This window comes from Desulfosarcina widdelii (assembly GCF_009688965.1).
Classification (GTDB): Bacteria; Desulfobacterota; Desulfobacteria; order Desulfobacterales; family Desulfosarcinaceae; genus Desulfosarcina; species Desulfosarcina widdelii.
This window is the reverse complement of sequence record NZ_AP021875.1, coordinates 4,562,143-4,586,801: the sequence shown is the minus strand read 5'-3', so window position 1 is coordinate 4,586,801 and position 24,659 is coordinate 4,562,143. Positions and strand designations below refer to the sequence as shown.

The following is a 24,659-nucleotide window of genomic DNA, read 5'->3' as shown; positions in this document are numbered from 1 at the left end:
GGGTTTCCTTTCTGAAAATGGGATTGTTCTAAAAAGTCAGATATCAGGCCATGGCATCTGCGATCACCGACGAGAGGTCGGCCACCTCGGCACCGGTTTTGCGCAGGTTGCCCAGACAGATCGGGCACATGGCGACCAGTGGAGCGCCGGTGGTTTCAAGCTGCGCCATTCGCCGGCCGCCGATTTCGCCGGCCAGTTTTGGTGAAATCGATTCGGCCGGGCCGCCGCAGCAATGGGTAAAAGAACCGGATTGGGGAACGGGTCGACAGGTGACCCCGAGCCGGGCCAGTTTTTCTTCCGGAACGTCGGACAGCCCCAGGTAGCGGCCGTAAAAACAAGGATCGTGGAGGGTGACGGTCCGGGTGCTATCGGCCTCGGGCAGGTCGATCTTCTCGAAGTAGGGAGATACCTCGAACCGGATGCCGGTATATTTGGGGTAGAGTTCTTTCAGGGCGTAGGTGGTGTGGGGATCCACCGTGATCAACCGTTTGATGCCTGCGGACTGCAGGCGTTTGGCCACCCAGCGGGCGTGGCGCACAAACGTTTTCTGATCCCCGAGATCGTAGGGCAGCACCCCGCTGTACTGGTCCAGTTGGGGGTGATAGAAAAAGTCCACCTTCGAGGCCTTGAGGATGCGCACGATGTCGTGCAGGATCCGGTTGAACTTGCGCTTTTCCCTGCCCGGTGTCACCAGGGCCAGGCCCAAGCCCGAAACGATGCCGGGAACGTAGCGGGCATACTGCAGATAGTCGGCCCAGGGCGTGTCTTCGTATTGTTCCAGAACCCGGGTGGAGGCTTCGATGTAAGGGATGAACTGATACATCATGCCGGTGAACAAAAGGGTGTCTCCCGTGTACGGCAGATCGCTGTCGACCCACCAGCGGTTGACCAGGGCGTTGGGAATGCCGAAAGGGTTGCGGGTCTGCCTGAGGTTCGCGGCGATGGTTTCGATAATGTCTTTAGGACGGTACATGTCAGGACTCCCTCCAGTGATCGACCACCATTCGTTTCAGGGAGAGGATGATCTCCCCGGGGTTGGCCTCCCGCGGGCAGGTCTGGGTGCACAGGCCGCAGTGGAGGCATTTCCAGAGTTCGTCGGCATGCTCCATGATCCGATCCCGGGCGCCGATCTGGATGTAGCGGATCATCTTGCGCGGGAAGTGCTCGTGGAGCAGCGGGCAGATGGCGGCGCAGGTGCCGCAGTTGAAACAGGCCAGAGCCGTGTCTTCGCCATATTTCTGCATCTCCTGGGCAAAATCCGGACTGAGGGTGATCATGGGCGGTCTCCTGTTTTCTTGTCTTCGGCTTCCGCGTGGATGGAGGTATAGCGGTAATAGCCGCCATCCTTGCCCTCCTCGACGACCTGGCCGTATTTTTTCATCGTGGCGATGAACCAGAGCGCCTCGTCGGTGGGGATGCCGGCTCGTACGGCGATCTCGGGAACGGTCGCCGCGCCGTTGGACAGGCTCGCTTCGATGGCTTTGATCGTTTTTCGCTGCGCTTTCATGGCCGCCGTTGCTTTCTTGATCGATTGCCGGCGCTCCTGGCGAAGCTGTTTCAGGGCTATTTTTTTATCGGGTTCGGATTGCATGCCAATTCTCCCGGTTAATTTCGTTGAGCAGGGCGATTCCTCAGGCCGCTTCCGTTTCGGAAACGATCCTGTCGACCATGGCTTCATATTGTTTCAGGGTCATGCCGTTGACATTGATGGCGTTTTCCGGGCACACGGCCGCGCAGGCGCCGCATCCCAGGCAGAGCGCCGGCGTCACCCGGGCCCGCTGCACCGTTTCGCCGTTCTCCTCGACATCCACCAGGGTCAGGGCGCCGGCGTTGAGACAGGCCTCGACACAGGCGCCGCGGCCGGTGCAGCGGGAAAGATCGACTTCCGCCACGAAGGGATCCAGTTCGACATGGCCGCGGGCCAGCAGGGCCGCCGCCTTGGCCGCCGCAGCACCGGCCGCGCTGACGGATTCGCCGATGTCGAAAGGCGCCTGACAGGTGCCGGCCAGCAGAACGCCGCCCACGGGCAGTTCCACCGGGCGCAGCTTGGGGTGAACCTCCAGCAGAAAACGGTCGGCGCCCACCGGCAGCTTCATCATCTCGACCAGATCCGATACGTCGTTGGGCTCCATGCCGGTCGCCAGTACGACCAGGTCCGCCGGCACGGCGATGGTTTCGTCGAAGGTCAGCCCATCGGTGACGGTGACTTGCAGCGGATGGCCGCTATCCCCCTCGTTTCTGGCAACTTCGGGCGCATTGTCCGCCTCGAAACGGGCGAAAACGACTCCGTTGCGCGAGGCCTCTTCATACACCGATTCCTGGCCGCGCCCGTAGGTGCGGATATCCCGGTACATGTCATAGACCCGGGTTTCGGGACAGGTCTCGCGAATCCGGTTGGCCGCGGCCAGGGTGGCCGTGCAGCAGGTCCTTGAGCAGTATTCGTTCAGGTGGCCGGATTCGTCCTCCGGGTGGATTCCCGGAATCTGGCGGCTGCCGACGCAATGGATCATGACCATGCTGCCGATGGCGCGGCCGTCGATTTCAAGGCGGCTTCCTTTCGCCGTCAGGCCGGCCATCTTCTCGATCAACTGGGGCAGGGTGATCACATATGGCGTCTCCCCATATCCGTATTCCCCCTGCCGCGGGACGTAGGATTTGAATCCAGTAGCCAGGACCACCACCCCGGTTTCCACGGTGACCGTCGTGGATTCGGTCGGCGGCGGTGCCGGCAGCAGGCCGGCAAAAGGAATCGCGCGTCCCGGTTCCGGCTTTTGTACCTGGATTTGCTTCAGGTGCTCGACGGTTTCGGGATCCTCCGGCGGCTCCTGTCGCACCGAAAGCGTAAAATTGCCGATGTAGCCTCCGAAGCCCTCCACCTGTGCGCAGGTGAGCACCGTGATGGCCGGATGGGAAACAACCTCGCCGGCCAGCGTGTCGATCAGGTCGGTGGCCTTTTCGCCGGTAGGGGCGATACGGTCCAGCCGGGAGACCTGGCCGCCGAGAAACGGGGATCGTTCGATGAGGCTCACCGCAAACCCCCGATCGGCAATATCCTTGGCCGCACGCAGACCGGCAATGCCGCCGCCGATGACCGTGGCGTGCCGGGTGGCATCCACACGGATCGGTTCCAGAGGTTTGAGCTGCTCCGCCTTCGCGGCGGCTGCGGACACCAGTCGGGTGGCCTTCTCCGTGGCCGCATCCCCATGGTGGACCCAGCTTACCTGTTCGCGGATGTTGGCGTGTTCGTAGATAAACGGATTGACACCGGCGCGTTCGATGGCGCTGCGGAAGGTGGCTTCGTGAAGGCTGGGTGCACAGGAGGCGACCACCACCCGGTCCACCTTCCCGCTTTTCAGGTCCTCCATGATCAGATCCTGGCCCGGATCCGAGCACATGAACATATTGGTGCGGGCCACGGTGACGTTGGGAAGGTTTTCCACCTGGTCGCGAACCGCTTCCACATCGACGTGGTCGGAAATGTTGCCTCCACAATAGCAGATGTAGATGCCGACCTTTTTTCCCGCATCCGCGGCACAGGGTTGTTTTTCGTCCGTCATCTGGGTGCCTCCCAATGGGTTGTTGCGTTGCCGCAGACCGATACCGGTCAGGCGGCGTTGATTCTGGACCGCGCGCTGAGATAATTGGCCGCTTCCGTGGCGGCGCTGCCCGCTTCGGTGATGGTGTCCACGATATCCTTGGGGCCGGCGCCGGCACCGGCGGTGAAGACGCCCTCCATGTCGGTCAGCGTGGGGGCAAGCTTGGGCCGAATGGTGTGGATGAAACGGTCATCACCCCTTGCTACCGGGCAGATGCCGGCCGGATTCCACGATGGAACCATCCCCATGGAGAGCACCGTCAGGTCGTGCTCGGCCGTCGTTATCCCGCCGCCGACCTGGTCTTCGTAGTGCAGGATCGCATTGCCGTTCTCGCCGGGTTCGATATAGGCCACCTTGGCTTTGACGAAATTGATCCCCATGGCCTGGGCATTCTGGTAGAACTGCTCGTATCCTTTGCCAAAGGCCCGGATGTCCATGTAATAAATGGTGATGTCGGCCAGGGGCAGGGCTCCGGAAAGCAGCATGGCCTGTTTGATGGCGTACATGCAGCAGACCCGCGAGCAGTAAGGCACCCCCATGCTTTTGTCCCGTGAACCGGCACATTGCACGTAGGCGATGTTGTCCGGTTCCATGCCGTCGGACGGTCGCAGCACCCGGTTGTACGGGCCGTGAGGGGCGAGAAGACGCTCCATCTGCAGGGAATCGATGACGTTGGGAATCGCACCCCGGCCGTATTGGGGCTTGTCGGTCACCGGCGTCAGTTCGAACCCGGTGGTGAGCACGGCCGTGTTCGCCTCGATGGTGAAGGTCGTCGGCTTCTGGAAGTAGTCGATGGCCTCGGTGGGACAGACCGATGCACATTTGCCGCACAGCATACACTGGTCGGGATCGAGCACGGCGATCTGGGGAATGGCGTTGGAAAAGGGAATGGCGACGGCCTTGGTCCCGCAAAAACCGCCCTGTTCCGGATCGGAAACCAGCACCGGGCAGTTGTATTCGCACTGGCGGCATCCGATGCACTTGTCCGCATCCACATACCGGGGCTGCTGAACGACGGTCGCCTGGAAACCGGTACCATTGCGGTCCAGCGATTTCAGGTCGCAGTAGGTCAGCAGGGTGATGTTCGCATGATGCGCTGCTGCCGCCATTTTGGGGGTCGTGATGCAGCTGGCGCAGTCCAGGGTGGGAAACACCTTGGACAGGCGAATCATTTTGCCGCCGATGGAAGCGTCTTTTTCGACAACGGCCACGGTGAATCCCTGGTCGGCCAGGTCCAGGGCGGTTTGGAGACCGGCGATGCCGCCGCCCACGACCAGTGCATCGAAACGCTTGACAGTGTCGGATTCCAGCATGGGACTTTCCTTTCTAAACTGCCGATTCAAATGTGGGCGGACCCAGTTCCTGCACCAGGGCGTTCATGTCGTTGACTTCCTTTAAAAACGACCGGTTACAGACCGTACAGATCGCCGTCAGCCGCAAGCGGCGGATGTCGATATCCGCGGTCTTCATGAGCTGGTAGACCCGGTCGAGCCGCTTGGCCAGGGCGTGATAGGCCCCCTCGTAGGGACACTCTTCACCGCAGGACATGATGAGGATGCCGCTGATACCCTTTTTGAAACAATCCATGTAGAACTGTTCGGGAAACAGCACCGGGGCGCGGACCCGGAGAATATAGGTGTTGGCCGGATAACTGGCGTGGGCCTGGCCCACCGAGTTGGCGCCCGGATAGGCGCAGCTCTCGGTGGCCAGGATCAGGATTTTGCCTGGGTTCTGGGCCTTGGGTGTCATCGCGGCCCCGCTATTTCTTCCGGCAGATGAAGTGCTTGTCGTAGCCGTCGGCCTCGACCACGCCCAGGTACTCATGGCCCACTTTTTTGGCCCAGGCCGGGATATCCGTGCGGGTGCCGGCATCGTTGGAATAGATTTCGAGGACTTCGCCGACCTTGACCTTGCCGATCCCTTTTTTTGCCTCCAGCAGGGGTCCCGGACAGGCGCTGCCTCTGGCGTCTACCGTGCTTGCCGCTTCCATGGAATTCAATTCGGCTGCTGACATGATGACTCTCCTTTGTTTAGATGTTTGCCTTTGGTTCTTTCTTTTTCAGCCTTAGCCGTTTCACCGGCTCGTCTCCCGTAAAATCGTTCTGAGAGAGCAGTTCGTAGTCGCTTTTTGGCAGGATCCGCATCACGTCCTTGAAAATCGCAGCCTGAATGGGACAATCGCCGGCCAGAATCTCCATTTCGTCGCCGGGCTGCATTTCCCGGAAGTTGTTGGAAATCTGCAGCAACGAGAAAGGAATCAGTTTTTCACGGAGATCGAACCTTATCATCACACTGTCCGTCTTTTCGGTAAGTGACGCGCTGCCGGGGGACGACATGTCACTCCTTGAGCAATGGCGATGCCAAGTTCATCGAACCCATCTTTCGTAAAATTTATTACAATATGATTCCAGATAGTTATATTTTATAGTGCGTCGAAACGCGTCGACAAAAAACGTCGTTCAGCGCATAGAGGGTTGGCAACCGACTGTTCATGTGTTAACTTGATGAACACATACTTTGTTCACTTAGTAAACAGGGGGCCAATCCATGAGCGATGTAGACTTGAACTACTACTGGAAATCCGTGGTGGACACCATTCAGGACGGGGTCATGGTGGTCAGTCCGGAGGGGGTCGTCATCTCCGTCAATCGCGCCTTTGAGGAGATTACCGGATATCGGAGAAACGAAATCGTGGGCAACCGCTGCTCGACGCTCAACTGCACCTCCTGCGAGTTTGCCCGGCAGAAGGATGGATGCCACTGGTGCCTGATGTTCAAACGGGGGCATCTGAAAAAGCAGCGCTGCAGCATAACCCGCAAAGACGGCCGACAGGTGCATATCCTGAAAAACGCATCGGTCCTCAGAGACGACTCCGGCACGGTCACCGGGGCCGTGGAAACCATGACCGACATCACCGATCTGGTTGCCAAGGAAACCCAAATCGAAAGCTTCAAACGGGAACTGGACGCCGAGGATCGATTTTACGGCATGATCGGCGCCAGCGCTTCCATGCAGCGGGTGTTCGAGTTGATTGCCAACGCCGCGCGGTCCGATGCTCCGGTCATCGTATACGGCGAAAGCGGCACGGGAAAGGAAATGGTCGCCCGCGCCATCCACGAAGCGGGTGGCCGGAGCGGTCAACCCTATGTGAAAGTCAACTGTGCCGCCCTCAACGAATCCTTATTGGAGAGCGAATTGTTCGGCCATGTGAAAGGCGCCTACACCGGCGCCCACAGGAACCGGGAAGGACGGTTTGAAGCGGCCAATGGCGGCGACATCTTTTTGGACGAAATCGGCGACCTGCCCCTCTCCACCCAGGTCAAACTGCTGCGGGTAATCGAAGAAAAGGTGGTGGAACGGGTGGGCGACAGCCGTCCCATCTCCGTAAACGTGCGCATCATCTCCGCCACCAACCGCAACCTGCCGGAACTCATTGCAGGCGGATCGTTCCGTGAAGACTTCTATTACCGCATCAATGTCATCCCCGTTCACATCCCGCCGCTGCGCGAGCGCGTCGAGGACATCCCCCTTCTGGCACGCTCCTTTTTCAACCGCATCCTGCTGAAAAGCGACAAAACCCTGGACGGGATCTCCAAAACGGCCATGGACCGCCTCATCGCCTATCCCTGGCCCGGAAACGCCCGCGAATTGAAAAGCGCCTTCGAGTATGCCTTTGTCAGTTGCCCCAAGGGCATGATCGGTCCCGATCACCTGCCGCCGCAAATCAGCAATGCGATCCCCAAAGGCGGCGAGGTTTCCTGTGCATTGGAAACCAATCTCGACGATGTGAAGCGCAACCGGCTGATCGATGCGTTGACCCGTGCCAACGGCAATCGTTCCCAGGCCGCCCGCCTGCTGGGCATCTCCCGCACCAGTGTCTGGAAGCAAATTAAGAAATACGGCATCGAATTGGGGTCGTAAAGAAATCGAACCGTTGGCACTGGATTTGCGTTGCTCGTTTGTCAGAGTAAGCCAATCAGTACCTCCATTTGATTCACTCAGCCTTACTCTCACCTCCTCAGGGCCCCGGCACGAAAGCAGCCATACCCATCGTGCCGGGGCCCTTCTTATTGGCACAGGAGTTGTAAGAACGGCAAAAGAAAATCAAATACAGCCTGAAACATCCACTACAAGGAGGAAAACCCCATGTCCGAATCCGTTGCCGAGATCCAGAAAGACGCTTTCGACCAACAAGTCCTGGAGCAGTCCCAACCCGTCATCGTCGATTTTTGGGCACCGTGGTGCGGTCCCTGCAAAGCCATGGCACCGGCATTTGCCAGCCTGGCGGAAACCTATGGAAATCAAATGAAATTTGCAAAATGCAACGTGGACGATCATGCCTCCGTTGCCCAGCGTTACGGCATCCAATCCATTCCCACCCTGATGATTTTTCAGGAGGGCCAGCCGATCCATTCCGTGACCGGTATGGTTTCCCAATCCGTTCTCGAGGACACCATTCAAAAAGCCCTGGCCGGCGAATCCACACCGGCACCTTTTATTGTTAATTGAACCGCAACAAATGTGGCTGCAACAACGCAAATAGAGGCCTTTCGGCTGCATGCCGAAAGGCCTCTATTTGCGTTGGGCCGAGCGCTGCTCAGGGCAGACGCCCAACCGCTTCAGCCGAACCATGGTCGATTCCCGGTTTCGATGCGATTTTTCCGCTCCCCACAAAGCGTTACAGTAACGTTACCTCATTTTCAAATGTGTTAACATAACGCCACCTGTGCTCCTTTCCCGGATTTTCTTTAGGATCTCGGCCACCAATTGATTTTCATTTTTTCCCCGGCCAGACGCATTATGGCCCGCCGAATCACAACGACGGGCATTCTCATCGGCTTTATTGCCCAACCCGGCAAAACAGAGAACCCACCCCGAACCCAAGCGCTGCGATTGGCATAAAAATTGAGTTAATACTCAGAAGAGCGACGATTTCGCGGCGCCTGATCCGCCGATTATCCGGCCTTTTCGACGAAAACCCTATCATCCAAGGAGAGCGCCCATGCAACGACTGTTTGAACCCATGACCCTGGGAAACCTGACCCTGGCCAACCGGTTCGTCTTTCCACCCATCAAAACCGCCAACGGCACCCCCAACGGCAACGTAACCGATCGACATCTGACCTTTTACCGGCAAATTGCCGATCAGGGGCCGGGGCTTGTGATCATCGAGCCCGTAGCGGTCACGGCAGAGGGCAAAGAACACCCCAAACAGTTGTGCGTTCACTTGTCCGAAAGTACCGCCGAGCTGAAGAAAATCGCCGACGTGATTCACGCCCAAAACCGGCTGGCATGCCTGCATCTCAACCATGGCGGCGCCGCGGCCAAACCCAAAGCGTCCGGCCAGAACCCTAAAGCGCCATCCGAGATGACCTGCCCGACCATCGGGGTTACCGCCGAAGTGTTGACCGAAGCGGAAATCGGCGCGATTGTGGATGGTTACAGGGCCGCCGCCCAGAAGGCCGTGCAGGCCGGCTTCGATGCCATTGAAATCCAAGGAGGGCATGGCTACCTGGTGTCCCAGTTTCTCAACGGAAAAATCAACCGGAGAACGGACCGCTACGGCCAGGATCGGCTGCTGTTCGCAAGTGAGGTGCTGGCGGCAGTCAAGGCCGGTGCTCCCGATCTCACGCGCATTCTGCGGGTATCGGGCAACGAAATGTCGCCGGAACTCGGCATTGCACCGGAGGATCTGGCGCCATTGGTAAAAGCGGCCAAGGAATCCGGAATTCATGCCGTACACGTAGGCATGGGCTCGTCATGCGCCAGCCCGCCATGGTATTTCCACCATGGCCGACTGCCGGAAAAGCCCCAGATGGACGCATTGGCCTGGGTCCGCTTCCAAACCGATCTGCCGCTGATCGTGGCCGGCCGCATGGGCCGCCCGGATCGGGTCGCCAAAGTGCTCGATGACAACCTCGCCGACCTGGTGGCGCTGGGCCGCCCCCTGATCGCCGATCCCGCCCTGATCCAAAAATGGAAAGCAGGGAACCTCGAAGGGGTGCAAAGCTGCGGATACTGCCTCCAGGGCTGCCTGCACCGGGTGAAGAACGGCCAGCCCATCGGATGCAACCTGAATCCGGAAATCGGCGAACCGGTGCTGGAAAAAACGGATCGTCCGTTGACCGTCCTGGTGGCCGGCGGCGGACCCGCCGGTATGAGCGCCGCCGTCTACCTTTCCAAACGCGGCCATCGGGTCACACTCGCGGAAAAAGGTGATCGGTTGGGCGGTCAATTCAACCTGGCATGGCAGGCGCCGGGCAAAGAAAAAATGAAGGACGGCCTGGAAAATCTGGCCGCGCAGGTAAAAACCGGCGCCGAAACGGTGTTGACCGAAAGGACCGTGGATGCGGACATGGTCGCCGAAACCAAACCGGATCTGCTCGTCTGGGCCACCGGCGCCCGGCAGCGGATTCCCGATATCGAAGGGCTCGACAGCCAGTACACCATGACATCCCTGGAATACTTCGGGGCGGCCAAACCGGTCAAAGGGACGCGGGTTCTGGTGATCGGTGCCGGCCGGACCGGGCTGGAAATCGCGGAAAAACTCGGCGCCCAGGGGCTGGAGGTAACGGCCACCAAGCGAACCGACCCCATCGGCAGCATGATGGAAATGATCACCAAAAAGCTGTCCCTCATGCATATCGACCAGATGAGCAATGTCACCCTGATGCCCCACACGACGGTTAAACGTTTGGAAACCGGCAAGGCAACGGTGGAAAAAGACGGGGAAACGATAGAACTGGCGCCGTTCGACACGGTCATCCTGGCCTCGGGCATGCTTTCCGCGCCCGCCCCCGATCCGAGCATCGCACAAACCGTATCCGCCGTCGAAGTCATCGGCGATGCCGAGAACGTGATGGACATTTATTCGGCCGTCCATGCCGGGTACGCCCTGGCTGCAAAATATTAAAAGGAGAATTTCATGGCTCAGACCTCATTTTCCGATATCGCCATCGTTTCCTGTGGCACCTTGTCCCTGGAACTGAACCATCTTCGGGCCGAGGGCTTCCTCGACACGGAACACCTGTTTTTCACGACCCCCGGACTTCACGAGGACATTCATGAACTGGAGAACCAACTGCTCGACCGGATCGCCCGGGCAAAAGAAAAGGCCGGCAAGGTGCTGGTCGTTTACGGCGGCAAGTTCTGCTACGTCAACGCCGACGAGCCCACCCGCACCATGCAGCAGATCATCGCGGAGCAGGGGGAAAATGTAGCCCGGATCGATGCCACCCACTGCATGGACATGATCGCCAGCGAGGCCGAGCGGGAAGGCATTGCCGCCGACGTCGCCGGCGGCGAAAAAGTCTGGTGGATGACGCCCGGCTGGATCAAGTTTCGCCACAAGGTGTTCAAGGGCTGGGACAAGGGCCTGGCCAACGAAAATTTTCCCCGCCATAGCGGCGGCGCCGTGGTCCTGGACGGCATCGGCTACATGGATACTTACATGGCCGAGCATCCGGAAGATTTTTTGGAATACTCGGACTGGATGGGCATCCCCATCATCCCTTATCCGGTCAGCCTGGATCGATTTAAAATTTTGCTTGCGGAGCAGGCGGACAAGCTGCACAATTAAACAAGTAGGGGAAATTGCGACAGCCGAAAAAAGACTTCGCCCGAGAAAGATGCGATGCAGACCCGCTAAAAGATCAGTAAATGGAACATTGGCGTTTTCTTCAGGACCGATTGACCCATCGGGGAAAGGAGCAAGAGCCATGGCCATCGAAGTGTTGATCAGAAGACGGTTTGTCAAAGAGAAGGAAGCGGCGCTGGCTCCGCTGGTCGTTCGCTTGCGGTCCCTCGCCCTGGCCGAGCCAGGCTACATTTCAGGAGAAACCCTCAAATGCATCGACCCCGCCGGTGAAGAGGAATACCTGGTGCGCAGCACCTGGCGGTCCGTCGAGGATTGGCACACCTGGCTTCACAGCGAGACGCGCACGGCCATACAGAAAGAGATCGATGCCATCACCGGCGAGACCACCGAATATCGCATCTATGAGCCCCTCGTCGGCGGCATTATGCCGACATATGCAAAAACGCTGTAAAAAGAAAATCCCCTGAGTTTTTTCGGATCAACGGTGTGAGCGATCCGTGCAACCTCCTGACCCTTCACGCCGCCGCTTCGACAGGTAATCACGGGGAAACTTCTGCGCGGTTGCCTGTTGCTTGCCAAACAAAACATTTTAGTCATTTGATCAATATTTGTGTTGACTTTCCAATTATGCAATCTTATTGTTTTAGTCAAACGACCATAATGAGTGTTCATCCAGAAAGTGGAAAGCCACTAACTATGCCGAGACCTAAGAAACCCAGATTCGTATCCGCTTATCCGACCATCGCCGCCTTCGTTCCCCAGGGCATACCGATCACCGGAGAGGTGATGCTCTCCGTGGAAGAGCTGGAGGCGATCCGGTTGAGCGATTTCGAACATCTGGACCAGGAATCGGCAGCCAAACTCATGCAAGTCTCCCGGCAGACCTACGGCAGAATTCTGTTTTCCGCCCGGAGCATCGTCGGCGAAGCCCTGGTCACGGGCAAGGCCCTCCAGATTAACGGGGGTAATTATGCCATGCGCGGAGGGGGCAGGCGGCGTCACGGGCGACGGGGGCGCATGGGAGGATATGCAATGGAAGCCGGCACGCCGGCAGACGAGACACAAACAGGAAGGGAGGTGACGCAAATGCCCAAAGGAGATAAAACCGGCCCGGACGGACAGGGCCGACAGACAGGCAGAGGCCAAGGCCCCTGCGGACAGGGCCAACAACCGCCCTGCCCCCAGGAAAAAGGTGGCCGCCGCGGCGGCCGCGGAAGCGGTCAGGGGCAAGGCCGGGGCGGTGGTCGCGGGCAGGGCCAGGGAGGAATGGGCCGTGGACGCGGTCAAAACCGTTGACACTTAAATTTAGGAGGACATCACCATGCCAGGATTTAACGGAAGTGGCCCCATGGGCGCCGGTCCCATGACCGGCTGGGGCAGAGGAATGTGTGGACGGCCGGCAGGCGCCGGCAACCTGCCCGCATATGGTGGCAGGGGTTATGGCTACGGCTACGGCCGGGGAATGGGATTCAGACGCGGATTCGGCCGGAGGATGGGTCGAGGCTATGGCCCGGCCTTTGGCGGATACGAGACCCCGCCTGCAACCGGATATGGCTACCCGGCAAGCAAAACCGATGAAATCGAAATGCTCCGGTCCAACGCCGAGGCCATGAAAAACTCTCTGGAAGCCATCCAGCAGAAAATTGCCGAGCTGGAAAAGGAAGGCTCCGAATAATACCCGATCCGGGGTACCGGCCTGACGGAATCTGCCTCTCGGCAGAACGCCACCCCGGTACCCCCAGGTGGTCTACCTGACATGGCCAGGACAAGATAGCGATGAAAATTACCATTGTTTATGACAATGAGGTCAGTATGCCGAACCTGGCGGCCGACTGGGGATTTGCCTGTCTGGTGGAAACCGAAGGGCATACCCTTCTGTTCGACACCGGCGCCAAAGGGACGATCCTCCTCGGCAACATGGAAAAACTCAACATCGACCCGGCCGTCATCGACGCGGTCTTCATTTCCCACAGCCACTGGGACCATACCGGCGGCCTGGACGACCTGTTGCGGATCCACGCCACGACGGTTTTCCTGCCCCCTGCCTGCCCGCCCCCCGATAATGCCGCGCACATCGTTTCCGTAAACCGCCTCGTGGAATTGTTCGAAAACGGCTATTCAACCGGACAACTCGCAGGGATCGAGCAATCCCTGGTCATCCGCCAGCACGATCATGCCGTGGTCGTCGCCGGCTGTTCGCATCCCGGTGTCGGCACCATCCTCAAAGCCGCATCCCGGTTCGGCACGGTCACGACCCTGATCGGCGGCCTGCACGGATTCAACGACTTTTCTCTGCTCGATCCGCTGAAAACCGTTTGCCCGGCCCATTGCACCCAACACATCGACGAAATCAAACACCGCTATCCGGAAAAAACGCTGGCCGCCGGAGCCGGCAGGGTGATAGAGATTTAAATACACCGCCGATAATCGTTTTACGGCATCATACCGGGTCCGTTCCCAACATTTTTCTCAAGATTCGCCTCATCGGCGGGAAGTCCAATTTTTATTTTTACTTCGCAACCGGTGGTTTCATAGAAAAAGTTGGCGCTGATTTTGCTGTATATTTTTTATGCCAACCTGCGCCATTCGCGTCAGGGAAGTGGTAAACAACCGAGATGCCGCTGAGGCGGGGACCTGATGCGTCATGGTGTTAAAACAACATGCGATCAAGGAGCGACCCATGCCATTCGGTAAAAAACGGTTCAACAAAAATATCCTGATTGCGGTGGACGAGTCGGAAAACGCCCGACGAGCGGTAATTTATGTGGGCAAACTTCTTGGGGGGATCAAAGGATTCAAGGTCCTGATCCTGCACATCATTCGCCAGCCTGAAGAAGATTACTTTCCCAACCTCTCGGAAAGAGACAAATGGCTCGACGACTACCAGCTGAAAGTCGATGCCATGCTCGACGACTATCGCAAGATTCTGATCGACAATGGCTTTGCACCGGCAGCCGTATCGGTCCGGTCCATGCTCCGCCACTGCCCTTCCCTTGCGGAGTGTATCCTGTTCGAACTTCAACAGACGCAATATCATACCATTGTGGTCGGCAGGCAGGGGCTGTCCCGCAGCGAAGCCTTTCTCTTCGGCAGCGTTTCCAGCAAAATCGTCAATCACGCGCGCGATTGCACGGTATGGGTGGTGGAATAGCGCCGAATACGCTTTCTCGGCAAGCCGCCCGAGGGGATGGGAAAAAATTGGATTCAACGAATAAAAGAAAGGAGGAGACCGATGGAAAAAGAAAACGAGAGGGTTGAACCCACGATAGACATCAAGAAAATTCTGTTTCCGATCGATTTAACGGAAAACGCTTCAAAGCTCCTGCCCTATGTATTTTCGCTTTCCAAGAAATACAACAGCAGCGTCTATCTGCTGCATGTGGTGCAGGATCTCAACAAATGGGGCAAACTCTATGTACCGCATCCCTCGATGGACAACTTTCAAAAAGAAGCCATCGAGGCTGCCAAAAGCGCCCTGCAAACCCTTTGCGAGGAGCAGTTGCAACGCTGTCGCGATTTTAAGATCATCGTTGTTTCCGGAGATGCCGCTCAAGAGATTCTGAAAGTCATCGCGGCCGAGGGAATCGACCTTGTGATCATGGGAACCCATGGCCGTAAAGGCCTGGAGCACGTGATCTTCGGGAGTGTAGCGGAGACCGTCGTCAAGAACGCACCCGTTCCCGTGCTGTCGATCAATCCTCACAAGCTCAAGTGATCCATCTTCGTTGATACGCTCCATCCAACCATAGGGAATATGCTGGAAAATGTATGGAAAATTCGTTCTGGACAGCATTGGTGGCCAGTTCCCTGGCGGCGCTGGTCACCACCATAGGGATTTTTGTGATCCGGCGTTTCGAGCGATGGGGACGGGATAACATCTCCTATTTCATATGTTTTGCCGCGGGAGTCCTGATCTCGGTCTCATTTCTCCACATCATCCCGAAAGCCTTTTCGATGAATCCGAAAGCTCCGGCCTATCTGTTTGCCGGATATATTCTCCTGCATCTGTTCAACCGCTTCGTCAACGCATTCGTGTGTGACAAAACCGGCGATGAACAATACGCACTCGGCCTGGTGCCCATGCTAGGCATCGGCTTCCATTCCTTTATCGACGGAGCCATCTATTCCATCACATTCACGGTCAGCATCTTCACCGGAGTACTGGCAACCACGGGCATGGTGTTGCACGAATTTCCAGAAGGCATCATCACCTATCTCCTACTTGTGCGCGGGGGGTTCAGTGAAAAGATGTCGCTCTTGCTCGCTTTTCTGGCGGCAGCCCTGACAACGCCCCTCGGCATGCTGGCGTCGTATCCCAATATCAGCAAAATCGACCAATCGTTTCTCGGCGCACTGTTGGCGCTCTCCGCCGGCGCACTGGTCTACGTCGGCGCCACGCACCTTTTGCCCCAGGCCGAGGCAGAGAATAAAAAGTACAGCTTTCTCGCCTTAGCTGCCGGTATGCTGGTGGCCCTGGCAATCATTTTGTCAAAAACATGAACGTTTCCAGCGGGTTCACCACATTGCGGGCTGGATGGGCCGAGACTGTCGATCCGCCCTTCATTATGTCGATCCGCCGAAAAGGATTCAAAATGAAGCCTCCTTCCCCTTAAAAATCCTCAATTTGTACTCTTCGGACACCATCCTCACACACTCGAATCTCCACCCACTAAACAAAAAAACCTTTATTTACGTATTGTTACAATGTTTTCCGATACCTGTTTACGTCTTGGCAGCTCTTTTGCTCAACACTGGGTTATCGCCGGTCCCCTCGCGTAGAATTTAGGTACGTGCCGGCCAACCCCATTGATTCAAGGAGGTGATTCAACACATTTATTTGGCTTTAAAACGGCAACGGGCATCAATCACTAACTGCAAAGGAGGGAAAAATGCCGAGTTTTGTCATCGATGAAAAGTGCGACGGCTGCAAGGGCGGGGACAAAACTGCATGCATGTACATCTGCCCCAACGATCTCATGGTTTTGGATGTGGACCGGATGAAAGCGTATAACGCCGAACCGGATATGTGCTGGGAGTGCTACAACTGTGTCAAGATATGTCCCACCCAGGCCATCGAAGTCCGGGGCTACGCTGACTTTACCCCTTTGGGCGCCAGCGTTGTACCCATGCGCGGGTCAGAAGACATCATGTGGACGGTCAAGTTCAGGGGAGGAACGATCAAACGATTCAAATTCCCCATCCGGACCACGCCCGAAGGAGAGGCCAAACCGGATGGTGGCTTCGGAATCGGACCGGGCAAATTGGATGACCAGCTCCTGTTCACGGAACCGGCCTCGCTGAAAGCCAATCAACTTTGGACTCTGGGAGATTAGGGGAGGGATCAAGATGGAGGAATTTAAAACTGTCGAGGTAACAACCGATCTTTTGATCATCGGCCCCGGGATGGCGGGATCCGGCGCCTGCGTGGAAGGCGCCCACTGGGCCAAGGAAAACGGCGTCAAGATTACCGTGGTGGACAAAGCGGCTATGGAGCGCAGCGGTGCCGTGGGCATGGGGCTTTCGGCCATCAACCAATATCAGGGCGAAAACAGCCCGGTCGATTATCTCAGCTACGTCCGCCAGGACCTCATGGGCCTTTGCCGGGACGACCTGGTGATGGACATCTCCCGGCATGTAAACGGATCGGTGCACATGTTCGAGGGCTACGGATTGCCCATCTGGACGGACCCGGACGGCAACTACGTCCACGAAGGCCGCTGGCAGCTGATGATCAACGGGGAAAGCTACAAGGCCATCGTTGCCGAAGCCGGCAAGAACGCCGTCGGCATGGACAACATTATCGAGCGGGTGTTCGTCGTCCGCCTGCTGCTGGATAAAAACGACAAAAACAAAGTAGCGGGAGCCATCGGCTTCAGCGTACGGGACCCTGAAATTTACGTGTTCAAGTTCAAGGCCTGCATCGTCAGCGCCGGCGGCGCCGTTCACGTTTTCAGACCGCGATCTACCGGAGAAGGATTGGGAAGGGCCTGGTATCCACCCTGGAACGCCGGATCGAGTTCCTACCTGACCACCACGGCCGGTGCCGAGATGACATCCCAGGAAGTGGTTTTCATTCCGGGGCGTTTCAAGGACGGCTACGGTCCGGTCGGGGCGTGGTTCCTTCTGTTCAAGGCCGCTGCCACGTCGGCAACCGGATATAATTACATGGCCGAAGGGCTGGCCGAAGGCGGTGAGTTGCACAACTGGCCGCCCTACGGCGAGGTCAAACCCATTCCCACCTGTCTGCGCAACCACCTGATGATGATCGAGATGTATCACAAGGGCGACGGTCCCATTTTTATTCACACGGACAAGGCCATCGCCAAACTGGCCGAACAGGCCCCGGACGAAAAGGCCTACAAAAAAGAACTCAAGAAACTGGAGGCCGAGGCCTGGGAGGATTTCCTCGATATGACCATCAGCCAGGCGGTCCTGTGGGCGGCCAAGGATGTCTTCCCCGAGGAAGGCCCCTCGGAAATCATGCCTTCCGAACCGTACTTCATCGGTTCCCATTCCGGTGCTTCCGGCGCGTGGACCAGCGGTCCCGAAGACATTCAGACCGGCGAATCGAAAAGCGATTATTTCTGGGGCTACAACCGTATGACCACGGTCAAAGGGCTGTTTGCCGCCGGAGACGGGGTGGGTGTGTCCAGCCACAAGTTCTCTTCCGGGTCCTTTACCGAAGGGCGCATCGCCGCCAAGGCCGCGGTAAAATACTGTGTGGACAACCCGGAACTGCCTGAAGTCGATTCGGCCGAGGTGGACAAACTCAAAGAGCGGATCGTCCTGCCCCTCAAACACTATGAAGACCATAAAAACTACACGACCTTGGGCTCGACCGACAAGAAATACGACCTGCCGGTGGAAGAGGTCAACCCCAATTACATTACGCCCAAAATGGCCATTTTCCGGCTCAACAAGATCATGGACGAATATGTCGCCGGCTGGGGATCCCAGTATAACTGCAGCGCGATCACCTTGAACATCGCACTGGACCTGATCAAACTGCTCAAGGAGGACCTGAACAAGCTCGCCGCCCGCAACCTCCACGAACTGATGCGCTGCTGGGAAAATGTCCATCGTGTCCAGATTGCCGAAGCCCACACCCGGCACAAGCTGTTCCGCGAGGAAACCCGCTGGCCGGGATATTATTACCGTTCCGATTTCAGAAAAATGGACGAAGAGAAGTGGGGCAAGGTATTTGTCAACTCGGTCTACGATGCGGAAAAAGATGAGTTCACCATGCTCACCCGGCCACTGCACCACCTTGTGGAAATCAAGGAGGTGGTCGGCATGTAGCCCTGTGGGTGCTGCCCGGATGCCAGCCGGCACCCGGGCAGGGACCGTACCCCGGGGCGATGTCGTGTCTTTTGACCCCATAAAGAGGAGTACGATATGTCGGGTCCAGGCAGGCACGAAAAAACCGTTGAACGGGTAACGGAGATCTATGTGGCCGTTTTCCCCGTCCCGGTCAATGAAGACCGGATCGCGGAGGTCATCTTGGCCGGATATCAGAAAAATGCAACTGTTCCGAATTCAACGCTGGTTCGGGCGACCGTGGAAACCCATGCGGAGGCAGTGCAGGACCTGGTCCAACTTTGTGACGAAATCGTGAGCGAACAAACCGAAATCGATTCGTATCGGTTGTTGAAATTCGACAAGGACGGGATCCACATCCTGAGCCCCGATCACTACCGGACATTCGCACAATCGTACGCGCGCGTCCAATGGGGCCAGTGCTGATTGTGGCGCCCCCTTCTTTGGATGCCTGTAAAATGCCATACAGGAATCCTCCTGCAGCAGCCGCAAGGGTTGGGCGCCTATTGCGGCTGCTGTCCCTTTTACCCCATAGTTGCATAAAAACATGGGAAAATCATTGGTCCTGTTTGAAAACATGAACAAATCAGAACAACAGCGATGCATATCAGGAATGCACCCAATGGGATTTTTTGAAAAACCAATGATTTTCTCATGTTTTTACCCTTGCGGGAAAGCCGGAGCCATCCAGATCCGGCGTTGCCAAGGGCTTGCAGTAGATGACTACGGCGGCTCCCTTGGCGCCTTGGCTCTGAATCGCTCCGGCTTTTGCAACGTTGGGGTTTACCGGAAGAAGGCATCATGAAAGAACAAAAAAACAAGGCGAATGCGGAAACCTGGTTCCAGCGGGGCTACCGAAAAGGAGAGGTCTTCGCCAGGCACGAAGCGGATTATGACGAATTGGCCGCGGTGGCCCGTGCCGGATCCATCCCGGTCGGCTGGGATCTTTATCGAGCCGAGACGCTCAACCGACACCTGGGGGACGCCAGTTTTAATTTTCAGGCCTACGAAGCCGGCTTTGCCCGGGCGTGCAAGGAATTTTTCGACACCATCTGAACCACTCTCCCTGGTTTTCAATGAAAAGAGGCTGCCAACCATGACCATCGAACCCCAAATCACGCTCGACACCATGTCCGAGGCCGATCTCGAACCCGTTCTGGAACTGCTGCGCGGCCGTGATCCGGATACGGTTGCCCGAAAGGCCGGGGTTTCCCGAACGCGCCTGCTGCGCATTCGGGACGACCTGCTGGCCCTCATCGAACAGGAACGGGCCAGGGTGTCCGATTCGCCGCCTGAAAAAATCGGCAGAAACGCCCCCTGCCCGTGCGGGTCGGGAAAAAAATACAAGCACTGCTGCCTGAATCGACATGGGCCGCGGCATGGGTCGGCCGGACAGGCCAAACCGTCGGCGACCTCCGCAGCGCAGCCGGCCAAAAACGCCGAACAGACACAGCTCATCGCGCAGATCGAAAAAACTTTCGACCGACTGCGCGCCGGCCGATATGGCGAAGCGATCGATCGCGCTGCGACCCTGCTCGAACGGTATCCGGACGAAGATCGGCTCCACGATATCCTGTCCACCGCCAAGCTGCATGCCGGGCAATTCGATCAGGCGCTCGACATCTGTAAAAAGCGTATGGCCGTGGCCGAAAGCGAAAAGTCCTTTTTTATCGAACATGGCCGCTATCGGGATTCCGAAATCGACCGGCCGGCCCTGTCCTATTTTTATCCGCCCCTGACCTGGCTTCAAAAAACCTGGATCGCGCTGAAGGCCAAAGCATACAACGACCAATGCGCGATCGAGGAAGATGCCGGCATCGTCGAATGGGTCTCGGCCCTGAAAACGGCGGACGATGCCAGCCGGTTTCCGAATGATCGAACCCGGGGCCTCGATCTGCGTCGCAAGGCCCTGGCAGAACCGATCCAACGGCTCAAGACCGCCGGCCCTGACGTGGTCCCGCATCTACGTCCATTGGCCTGGAAATACTCCTGGTCCGGTCTTTTCGTCCCCGAAATTCTATCGGTCTACCCGACCCCCATGGCCACCCGGACCCTGATCGACATCTCCATGTTCGGCTTTTCCTATGCCTCCGGCGCCAGCCTTCACTATCTGGAAAAGCGGGGGGCTGCCGTCATAACGGCCATCCGGGAGGCGTTTTCCATGGACAGGAAATTCGATCCGATCAAAACCGGCATCGTTTCGGTGCTCGGCAATATTCGGACACCGGAGGCCTATGACCTGCTGCTGGGCCTTCTCGCCCATGAAAGCCCTCACGTGGTCAACTGGGCCGGCGATGCACTGGGGAAATTCGAAACCATCGATGCGCTGCCGGCAATGGAAGCCGCCAGCCAAAAAATCGGAGGAGAAAAGATGATCGACAGGGCGATTCGACGCCTGAAAGACCTGGCAAGTGCGGCGATACCGCCCGAATGATTCGACGACTGCTTGCTTAGGCGAGCCTGGCCGTAAGCCCCGAAAACTGAGAGGATTTGCGGATATATTGCCGAACCCGGTCCAAGGTGTCGGCATCCCGGCAAAGGACCAGACGGCAACGGCATGCGCGATGGCATTGTTCACAGAAATAATCGTCGTCGAGGCGGTTGCCGCAGGCGCAGCAGGGGGCCATCACCAGCTCGCCGTTTTCCAGGGCCGCTTCGAAGTAATCGCTGGGAACATTTCCTTTTTCTACCATCTGGGTCATGGCTTCCTCCTTGACCAGTCAACCGGTTACCGAAAGAAAGGGTCTTTTATGACAGTCAACCAACCACCAAATTGCCCCCACTGCGGCCGGAAAATGAAAAAATGGCGCGTGCCCCTGGCCTCCACCTGGCCCAATGAATTCTTTTACGTCTGCTTCAACGACGACTGCCCCTATTACGTCCAGGGGTGGGAGCGGTTATGGGAACAACAGGCCACCCGGGCTTCCTACCGTTGCCGCCTGGATCCCGACACCGGCAAATTCGCGCCCCTGCCGGTCTGGTCCGACAACGCCCTGAAGGACGATATTATCGAAGCGTGATGCCGGACGGCCGTTCCGCCCCCCTCAATCGGGAACGTAGCATTTAGGCATGCTCTTTGATCCGAAACGTCATTTCGCCGAAGAGGGAAAATTTCAGCCAGCGGCAGGCAAAGTCCATCAACGCCCTGTCGTCCGTCCGGATACCCGCCAAAACCGCCTCATCGATGTCGAATCGGTCGACAAACGAACTTTCGAATACAAATCGGCGGAACCCATCCAAATCGTAAAACGCCATGTACACCATCTGAAGCTGCCGGCGGCCGAGCGCTTTCAGGCGATTCTGCGGCCGCCCGGTGGTGATATCCAGAAAGCCGTCGTTCATGGCATTGTATTCGTCCAACCCCTGGTCCGTCAGCCATTGCTCAACCGTCCACGCTGTTTCTTCCTGCCACCCCAGACAGTGCGATTCTTTGACCGTAAAGTAGGCCTCTCCCGACCGGCTTTTCGAAATCCTGGAAGCGGCCCGCCCCAATGGGTAAAGCCGGCAGGCACCGGGGCGATCCTCGTAGACACGGCAGCCTTTCGGACCCACGAACGGACAGCGCCGGTCTGCATCGTTTCGCATCCTGAGCTTGACGACCGGAAGCCCGGACCGCCGATCCGTATGGGCAACGGTGTAGCGATCCAGAAATGCTCCCGACGACAGGCGCAGCCTGTTTTTCAGACGGATGATATCATAGGTTGTGAGGACCAACTCGAGATTGGCGCAGCATCGGGTAAAGCAGGGCAGCGCCGCGTGGCAGGCGAACCGGAACTTTCGATCCGGCAGCCGCTGTATCGTTGTGGTCACCGTCATTCAACCCCCAGTTCCTGTTTTTTGGCCGCCATGACCGAGGGACGCACCTTGAGCACATGCTGGGCGAGCAGCCCGTATTCGAGCCACTGGATGGCGAACCGGTACAGGGCCGTGTCGTCTGTCTTCAGCCGTTCAACCGCTTCCGGTTCGACTTCAAAGCGTTCCAGAAATGTGCTTTCCATCACAAACCGTCGGAAACGATCCAGGTCATAACAGGCCATGTAGACCATCTCCTGGATCTTTTTGTTCGTGATTTTTTCCTGGGACAGCCGCTCGTTGGTGGTGATTTTCTTAAACAGGGCCTCCATTTCGTGGTAGACGGGAATTCCCTGTTGTTCAATCCACGCAGACAGGCCGTGAACCTTTTCCGACCGAAGCCCGCCACAAAACGGCACATCCATTACCGAGTAGTAGGACTTTCCGGCTTTTTCCGTGATCTTGGTGGTTTCGGGCTTCAGGGGATAGATGCGACAGGCCCAGGGGCGGTCCGAATAAATGGAGCAGCCCCGGTTCGTCACAAAGGGACAGCTTTTTTCCTCGTCCTCTCCCATTTTCAGGACGACAATCGGAAGCCCGTTGTCCCCGATCATCGTCACGGTATACGCAGACAAGAATTCTCCGGAGGAGCGGTGCAGTGCATTTTTCATCCGCAAAACATCATAGGGGGTTAAAAAAATGGTGATATCCCGACAGCATCGGGTGAAGCAGGGCAGACCGGCATGGCACTCAAACGGAAACTCGTCCTGGGGTCCCAGAACGGTTAGCCTCTTGTTTTGGGTTTTCGCGGCTGGTTTTGTCATGGCTCCTTCCTTGATTTTTGGCCGCAAGACCGTATCGCACAATCTTACGGCGGAGGGTGTTTTTGTTAATACCCAACTCCCGGGCGGTAACCAGTTTTTTCCAATTATTGCGTTGAAGCGCCCGGAGGATGGCCTGTTTTTCGATTTCCTTTAACGTGGCCGGGGCGTTCCCGATAGCAACATGAATATCCGCCAAAACGGTATCCGGCAGATGCCGCAAACCGATTTTTTCGTCCTGGCAAAGCACAAACGCGTGTTCGATGGCATTTTCCAGCTCCCGGACGTTCCCCGGCCAATCGTAGCGCATCAAGGCGGCCATGGCCTCCTGGGTGAAACCCAAAATGCGCTTTTTCTTTTTACGCCCGAATCGTTGGATGAAATGCTCCGCCAGAACAGGAATGTCCTCTTTGCGTTCGGAAAGGGTAGGCAGGGTGAGCTTGATCACATTGACGCGGAAAAACAGATCTTCCCGGAATTTCCCCTCGCCAACCAGCCGATCAAGCTTGCGATGCGAAGCGACCACGACCCGCGCATTGGTCTTGGCGGGCCGCACCGAACCCAGGGGTTCGTAACTGCCGTCTTCCAGCACGCGCAACAGCCGAACCTGGAGCGAATGGGGAATGTCTCCGATTTCATCGAGAAAAATCGTCCCGTTCTGGGCACGTGCGAACCGGCCGGGCTTGTCCATTTTTGCATCCGTAAACGCCCCGGCCTTGTATCCGAAAAGTTCGGATTCGACCAGGGTGTCCGGCAGGGCCCCGCAATTGACCGGAACGAAGGGTCCTTTTTTTTGGGGACTGTGTTTATGAACGGCCCTGGCCAGAAGCTCTTTGCCCGTACCGGTGGCGCCTTCGATCAGGACGATACAACTGCTGTCGGCCACACGTTTCAGGGTCGAAAAAATTTCAAGCATCCTGTTGTTTTTACTTACCATCTTTTCGAACACCCGAGGCTCCTGAAAGGAGCGCTGAAGCTCGCTGAGATGGGACAGGTCTCTGAAGGTCTCGACGCCGCCGATCATTCGGCCTTTGTCGTCCCGTAAAATCGTGGCATTGACCGCGATGGGAATACGTCGGGAGTCGGAACGGTTCATGTAAACCGGTAGGTTGAACACCGGACGATTTTCTTTCAGCGCTTTGCGGATGGCACAGTTGTTTTGGCAGATGTCGGCGCTGAACACTTCCAGGCAGGGCCGGCCGAGCGCCTCCATTTTCGGGACACCGGTGATTTTTTCGGCCGCCCGATTAAAAGAGGTAATCCGCCATTTCAAATCAACTGTAAAAACACCTTCTTCAATACTGTCGAAGATGGCATGACAGCTTTGTTCCATGAATGATCGTGATTGGCTCATCGGCCCCGTCCGGCAAAGCGGTTCGATGACCGATTCGGCCATCCCACCGGTTTTCGAATCCGGTTCTGCTGGAAAACACCACAAAGAGCGTAGCGACCCATCGTTTGGGCTCGTTTCATTTGTTGGGCGGTCGTTTGTATCGGGAAGTATTATTAGTATATGCACAAATCGTGCAGAAATTG

Annotated in this window: 30 protein-coding genes; 18 read left to right on the top strand and 12 right to left on the bottom strand. The window is 57.3% G+C overall.

Annotated elements, in window-relative coordinates:
- Positions 1-43: 43 nt before the first annotated feature.
- From GN111_RS21060 to GN111_RS21025, 8 genes are read right to left on the bottom strand one after another with little or no spacing between them, the layout of a single operon-like run.
- Positions 44-973 carry a (Fe-S)-binding protein gene (locus tag GN111_RS21060; protein WP_155305644.1) on the bottom strand — a complete coding sequence of 310 codons (930 nt, stop codon included), beginning with the start codon at positions 971-973 and terminating at the stop codon, positions 44-46.
- 1 nt (position 974) lies between these two features.
- Complete coding sequence (locus GN111_RS21055) at positions 975-1,277, bottom strand: 4Fe-4S dicluster domain-containing protein (protein WP_155305643.1); 303 nt, start codon at positions 1,275-1,277, stop codon at positions 975-977.
- Positions 1,274-1,591, bottom strand: coding sequence for a winged helix-turn-helix domain-containing protein (locus GN111_RS21050; protein WP_155305642.1), 318 nt, complete (start codon positions 1,589-1,591; stop codon positions 1,274-1,276). The genes GN111_RS21055 and GN111_RS21050 overlap by 4 nt, the downstream gene beginning before the upstream one ends.
- 40 nt (positions 1,592-1,631) lie before the next feature.
- Entirely contained in the window at positions 1,632-3,557 is a 1,926-nt protein-coding gene (locus tag GN111_RS21045; protein WP_155305641.1) for a CoB--CoM heterodisulfide reductase iron-sulfur subunit A family protein, read from the bottom strand.
- Between the two features lie 47 nt (positions 3,558-3,604).
- Positions 3,605-4,909: a CoB--CoM heterodisulfide reductase iron-sulfur subunit A family protein gene (locus GN111_RS21040; protein ID WP_155305640.1), complete on the bottom strand. Its 1,305-nt coding sequence runs from the start codon at positions 4,907-4,909 to the stop codon at positions 3,605-3,607.
- A 13-nt stretch (positions 4,910-4,922) separates the two neighbouring features.
- Positions 4,923-5,345, bottom strand: coding sequence for a hydrogenase iron-sulfur subunit (locus tag GN111_RS21035; RefSeq protein WP_155305639.1), 423 nt, complete (start codon positions 5,343-5,345; stop codon positions 4,923-4,925).
- Positions 5,346-5,355: 10 nt separating this feature from the next.
- A complete protein-coding gene (locus GN111_RS21030) occupies positions 5,356-5,610 on the bottom strand; it encodes a sulfurtransferase TusA family protein (RefSeq protein ID WP_155305638.1) in 255 nt (84 codons plus the stop codon).
- Between the two features lie 16 nt (positions 5,611-5,626).
- Positions 5,627-5,932, bottom strand: a complete 306-nt coding sequence (locus GN111_RS21025; RefSeq protein WP_155305637.1) for a sulfurtransferase TusA family protein — start codon at positions 5,930-5,932, stop codon at positions 5,627-5,629.
- A gap of 211 nt (positions 5,933-6,143) precedes the next feature.
- On the opposite strand from GN111_RS21025, the gene GN111_RS21020 reads away from it, so the two are divergent.
- From GN111_RS21020 to GN111_RS20940, 17 genes are all read left to right on the top strand, one after another.
- On the top strand, positions 6,144-7,517 hold the full coding sequence (locus tag GN111_RS21020) for a sigma-54 interaction domain-containing protein (RefSeq protein WP_155305636.1): 1,374 nt from the start codon (positions 6,144-6,146) through the stop codon (positions 7,515-7,517).
- 225 nt (positions 7,518-7,742) lie between these two features.
- The gene (gene trxA, locus GN111_RS21015) at positions 7,743-8,105 is read left to right on the top strand and encodes a thioredoxin (protein ID WP_155305635.1); all 363 of its coding nucleotides are present in this window, start codon (positions 7,743-7,745) and stop codon (positions 8,103-8,105) included.
- Positions 8,106-8,598: 493 nt separating this feature from the next.
- Positions 8,599-10,509, top strand: coding sequence for an FAD-dependent oxidoreductase (locus GN111_RS21010; RefSeq protein ID WP_155305634.1), 1,911 nt, complete (start codon positions 8,599-8,601; stop codon positions 10,507-10,509).
- A gap of 12 nt (positions 10,510-10,521) precedes the next feature.
- Positions 10,522-11,175 carry a DUF1638 domain-containing protein gene (locus GN111_RS21005; RefSeq protein WP_155305633.1) on the top strand — a complete coding sequence of 218 codons (654 nt, stop codon included), beginning with the start codon at positions 10,522-10,524 and terminating at the stop codon, positions 11,173-11,175.
- Between the two features lie 139 nt (positions 11,176-11,314).
- The gene (locus GN111_RS21000) at positions 11,315-11,644 is read left to right on the top strand and encodes an antibiotic biosynthesis monooxygenase family protein (protein ID WP_155305632.1); all 330 of its coding nucleotides are present in this window, start codon (positions 11,315-11,317) and stop codon (positions 11,642-11,644) included.
- 245 nt (positions 11,645-11,889) lie between these two features.
- Entirely contained in the window at positions 11,890-12,489 is a 600-nt protein-coding gene (locus tag GN111_RS20995) for a DUF134 domain-containing protein (RefSeq protein ID WP_155305631.1), read from the top strand.
- A gap of 25 nt (positions 12,490-12,514) precedes the next feature.
- Positions 12,515-12,868, top strand: a complete 354-nt coding sequence (locus GN111_RS20990) for a DUF5320 domain-containing protein (RefSeq protein WP_170302391.1) — start codon at positions 12,515-12,517, stop codon at positions 12,866-12,868.
- A 101-nt stretch (positions 12,869-12,969) separates the two neighbouring features.
- A complete protein-coding gene (locus tag GN111_RS20985; RefSeq protein WP_155305630.1) occupies positions 12,970-13,605 on the top strand; it encodes an MBL fold metallo-hydrolase in 636 nt (211 codons plus the stop codon).
- 268 nt (positions 13,606-13,873) lie between these two features.
- Positions 13,874-14,344: a universal stress protein gene (locus GN111_RS20980; protein ID WP_170302390.1), complete on the top strand. Its 471-nt coding sequence runs from the start codon at positions 13,874-13,876 to the stop codon at positions 14,342-14,344.
- Positions 14,345-14,425: 81 nt separating this feature from the next.
- Positions 14,426-14,908, top strand: coding sequence for a universal stress protein (locus tag GN111_RS20975; RefSeq protein WP_170302389.1), 483 nt, complete (start codon positions 14,426-14,428; stop codon positions 14,906-14,908).
- Positions 14,909-14,961: 53 nt separating this feature from the next.
- Positions 14,962-15,693, top strand: coding sequence for a ZIP family metal transporter (locus tag GN111_RS20970; RefSeq protein WP_155305627.1), 732 nt, complete (start codon positions 14,962-14,964; stop codon positions 15,691-15,693).
- A gap of 389 nt (positions 15,694-16,082) precedes the next feature.
- A complete protein-coding gene (aprB, locus tag GN111_RS20965) occupies positions 16,083-16,526 on the top strand; it encodes an adenylyl-sulfate reductase subunit beta (protein WP_155305626.1) in 444 nt (147 codons plus the stop codon).
- A 13-nt stretch (positions 16,527-16,539) separates the two neighbouring features.
- Complete coding sequence (gene aprA / locus GN111_RS20960) at positions 16,540-18,492, top strand: adenylyl-sulfate reductase subunit alpha (protein ID WP_155305625.1); 1,953 nt, start codon at positions 16,540-16,542, stop codon at positions 18,490-18,492.
- Between the two features lie 96 nt (positions 18,493-18,588).
- Positions 18,589-18,936: a hypothetical protein gene (locus GN111_RS20955; protein ID WP_155305624.1), complete on the top strand. Its 348-nt coding sequence runs from the start codon at positions 18,589-18,591 to the stop codon at positions 18,934-18,936.
- Positions 18,937-19,057: 121 nt separating this feature from the next.
- On the top strand, positions 19,058-19,315 hold the full coding sequence (locus GN111_RS20950; RefSeq protein ID WP_155305623.1) for a hypothetical protein: 258 nt from the start codon (positions 19,058-19,060) through the stop codon (positions 19,313-19,315).
- Complete coding sequence (locus tag GN111_RS20945; protein ID WP_155305622.1) at positions 19,312-19,566, top strand: hypothetical protein; 255 nt, start codon at positions 19,312-19,314, stop codon at positions 19,564-19,566. Before GN111_RS20950 ends, GN111_RS20945 begins: the two co-directional genes overlap by 4 nt.
- 40 nt (positions 19,567-19,606) lie before the next feature.
- On the top strand, positions 19,607-20,944 hold the full coding sequence (locus GN111_RS20940) for an SEC-C metal-binding domain-containing protein (protein WP_155305621.1): 1,338 nt from the start codon (positions 19,607-19,609) through the stop codon (positions 20,942-20,944).
- A 16-nt stretch (positions 20,945-20,960) separates the two neighbouring features.
- On the opposite strand, the gene GN111_RS20935 is transcribed toward GN111_RS20940, so the two are convergent.
- Positions 20,961-21,212, bottom strand: coding sequence for a hypothetical protein (locus GN111_RS20935; RefSeq protein ID WP_155305620.1), 252 nt, complete (start codon positions 21,210-21,212; stop codon positions 20,961-20,963).
- A gap of 48 nt (positions 21,213-21,260) precedes the next feature.
- Between GN111_RS20935 and GN111_RS20930 the strand changes: the two genes are divergently transcribed.
- On the top strand, positions 21,261-21,530 hold the full coding sequence (locus tag GN111_RS20930) for an ogr/Delta-like zinc finger family protein (protein ID WP_155305619.1): 270 nt from the start codon (positions 21,261-21,263) through the stop codon (positions 21,528-21,530).
- Positions 21,531-21,573: 43 nt separating this feature from the next.
- On the opposite strand, the gene GN111_RS20925 is transcribed toward GN111_RS20930, so the two are convergent.
- Genes GN111_RS20925 through GN111_RS20915 form a run of 3 tightly spaced genes read right to left on the bottom strand, consistent with a single transcriptional unit; the run spans position 21,574 to position 24,456 of the window.
- Positions 21,574-22,326, bottom strand: coding sequence for a YkgJ family cysteine cluster protein (locus GN111_RS20925; protein WP_155305618.1), 753 nt, complete (start codon positions 22,324-22,326; stop codon positions 21,574-21,576).
- Entirely contained in the window at positions 22,323-23,126 is an 804-nt protein-coding gene (locus tag GN111_RS20920) for a YkgJ family cysteine cluster protein (protein WP_155305617.1), read from the bottom strand. Before GN111_RS20920 ends, GN111_RS20925 begins: the two co-directional genes overlap by 4 nt.
- Positions 23,053-24,456 (bottom strand): sigma-54 interaction domain-containing protein, encoded by a 1,404-nt coding sequence (locus GN111_RS20915; RefSeq protein ID WP_231715516.1) that lies wholly within the window; start codon positions 24,454-24,456, stop codon positions 23,053-23,055. The genes GN111_RS20920 and GN111_RS20915 overlap by 74 nt, the downstream gene beginning before the upstream one ends.
- Positions 24,457-24,659 lie beyond the last annotated feature (203 nt).

Excerpts from the sequence above, each read along its gene's own strand:
- GN111_RS21035 (WP_155305639.1), bottom strand. The coding sequence starts at position 5,345 with ATGACACCCAAGGCCCAGAACCCAGGCAAAATCCTGATCCTGGCCACC.
- GN111_RS21040 (WP_155305640.1), bottom strand. The coding sequence starts at position 4,909 with ATGCTGGAATCCGACACTGTCAAGCGTTTCGATGCACTGGTCGTGGGC.
- GN111_RS20975 (WP_170302389.1), top strand. The coding sequence starts at position 14,426 with ATGGAAAAAGAAAACGAGAGGGTTGAACCCACGATAGACATCAAGAAA.
- GN111_RS21025 (WP_155305637.1), bottom strand. The coding sequence starts at position 5,932 with ATGTCGTCCCCCGGCAGCGCGTCACTTACCGAAAAGACGGACAGTGTG.
- GN111_RS20980 (WP_170302390.1), top strand. The coding sequence starts at position 13,874 with ATGCCATTCGGTAAAAAACGGTTCAACAAAAATATCCTGATTGCGGTG.
- trxA (WP_155305635.1), top strand. The coding sequence starts at position 7,743 with ATGTCCGAATCCGTTGCCGAGATCCAGAAAGACGCTTTCGACCAACAA.
- GN111_RS21005 (WP_155305633.1), top strand. The coding sequence starts at position 10,522 with ATGGCTCAGACCTCATTTTCCGATATCGCCATCGTTTCCTGTGGCACC.
- GN111_RS21055 (WP_155305643.1), bottom strand. The coding sequence starts at position 1,277 with ATGATCACCCTCAGTCCGGATTTTGCCCAGGAGATGCAGAAATATGGC.
- GN111_RS21060 (WP_155305644.1), bottom strand. The coding sequence starts at position 973 with ATGTACCGTCCTAAAGACATTATCGAAACCATCGCCGCGAACCTCAGG.
- GN111_RS20995 (WP_155305631.1), top strand. The coding sequence starts at position 11,890 with ATGCCGAGACCTAAGAAACCCAGATTCGTATCCGCTTATCCGACCATC.
- GN111_RS20985 (WP_155305630.1), top strand. The coding sequence starts at position 12,970 with ATGAAAATTACCATTGTTTATGACAATGAGGTCAGTATGCCGAACCTG.
- GN111_RS20955 (WP_155305624.1), top strand. The coding sequence starts at position 18,589 with ATGTCGGGTCCAGGCAGGCACGAAAAAACCGTTGAACGGGTAACGGAG.
- GN111_RS20970 (WP_155305627.1), top strand. The coding sequence starts at position 14,962 with ATGGAAAATTCGTTCTGGACAGCATTGGTGGCCAGTTCCCTGGCGGCG.
- GN111_RS20925 (WP_155305618.1), bottom strand. The coding sequence starts at position 22,326 with ATGACGGTGACCACAACGATACAGCGGCTGCCGGATCGAAAGTTCCGG.
- aprB (WP_155305626.1), top strand. The coding sequence starts at position 16,083 with ATGCCGAGTTTTGTCATCGATGAAAAGTGCGACGGCTGCAAGGGCGGG.
- GN111_RS20930 (WP_155305619.1), top strand. The coding sequence starts at position 21,261 with ATGACAGTCAACCAACCACCAAATTGCCCCCACTGCGGCCGGAAAATG.
- GN111_RS21020 (WP_155305636.1), top strand. The coding sequence starts at position 6,144 with ATGAGCGATGTAGACTTGAACTACTACTGGAAATCCGTGGTGGACACC.
- aprA (WP_155305625.1), top strand. The coding sequence starts at position 16,540 with ATGGAGGAATTTAAAACTGTCGAGGTAACAACCGATCTTTTGATCATC.
- GN111_RS20950 (WP_155305623.1), top strand. The coding sequence starts at position 19,058 with ATGGGAAAATCATTGGTCCTGTTTGAAAACATGAACAAATCAGAACAA.
- GN111_RS21050 (WP_155305642.1), bottom strand. The coding sequence starts at position 1,591 with ATGCAATCCGAACCCGATAAAAAAATAGCCCTGAAACAGCTTCGCCAG.
- GN111_RS21030 (WP_155305638.1), bottom strand. The coding sequence starts at position 5,610 with ATGTCAGCAGCCGAATTGAATTCCATGGAAGCGGCAAGCACGGTAGAC.
- GN111_RS20940 (WP_155305621.1), top strand. The coding sequence starts at position 19,607 with ATGACCATCGAACCCCAAATCACGCTCGACACCATGTCCGAGGCCGAT.
- GN111_RS21045 (WP_155305641.1), bottom strand. The coding sequence starts at position 3,557 with ATGACGGACGAAAAACAACCCTGTGCCGCGGATGCGGGAAAAAAGGTC.
- GN111_RS20920 (WP_155305617.1), bottom strand. The coding sequence starts at position 23,126 with ATGACAAAACCAGCCGCGAAAACCCAAAACAAGAGGCTAACCGTTCTG.
- GN111_RS21000 (WP_155305632.1), top strand. The coding sequence starts at position 11,315 with ATGGCCATCGAAGTGTTGATCAGAAGACGGTTTGTCAAAGAGAAGGAA.
- GN111_RS20990 (WP_170302391.1), top strand. The coding sequence starts at position 12,515 with ATGCCAGGATTTAACGGAAGTGGCCCCATGGGCGCCGGTCCCATGACC.
- GN111_RS20945 (WP_155305622.1), top strand. The coding sequence starts at position 19,312 with ATGAAAGAACAAAAAAACAAGGCGAATGCGGAAACCTGGTTCCAGCGG.
- GN111_RS20935 (WP_155305620.1), bottom strand. The coding sequence starts at position 21,212 with ATGACCCAGATGGTAGAAAAAGGAAATGTTCCCAGCGATTACTTCGAA.
- GN111_RS21010 (WP_155305634.1), top strand. The coding sequence starts at position 8,599 with ATGCAACGACTGTTTGAACCCATGACCCTGGGAAACCTGACCCTGGCC.
- GN111_RS20915 (WP_231715516.1), bottom strand. The coding sequence starts at position 24,456 with ATGGAACAAAGCTGTCATGCCATCTTCGACAGTATTGAAGAAGGTGTT.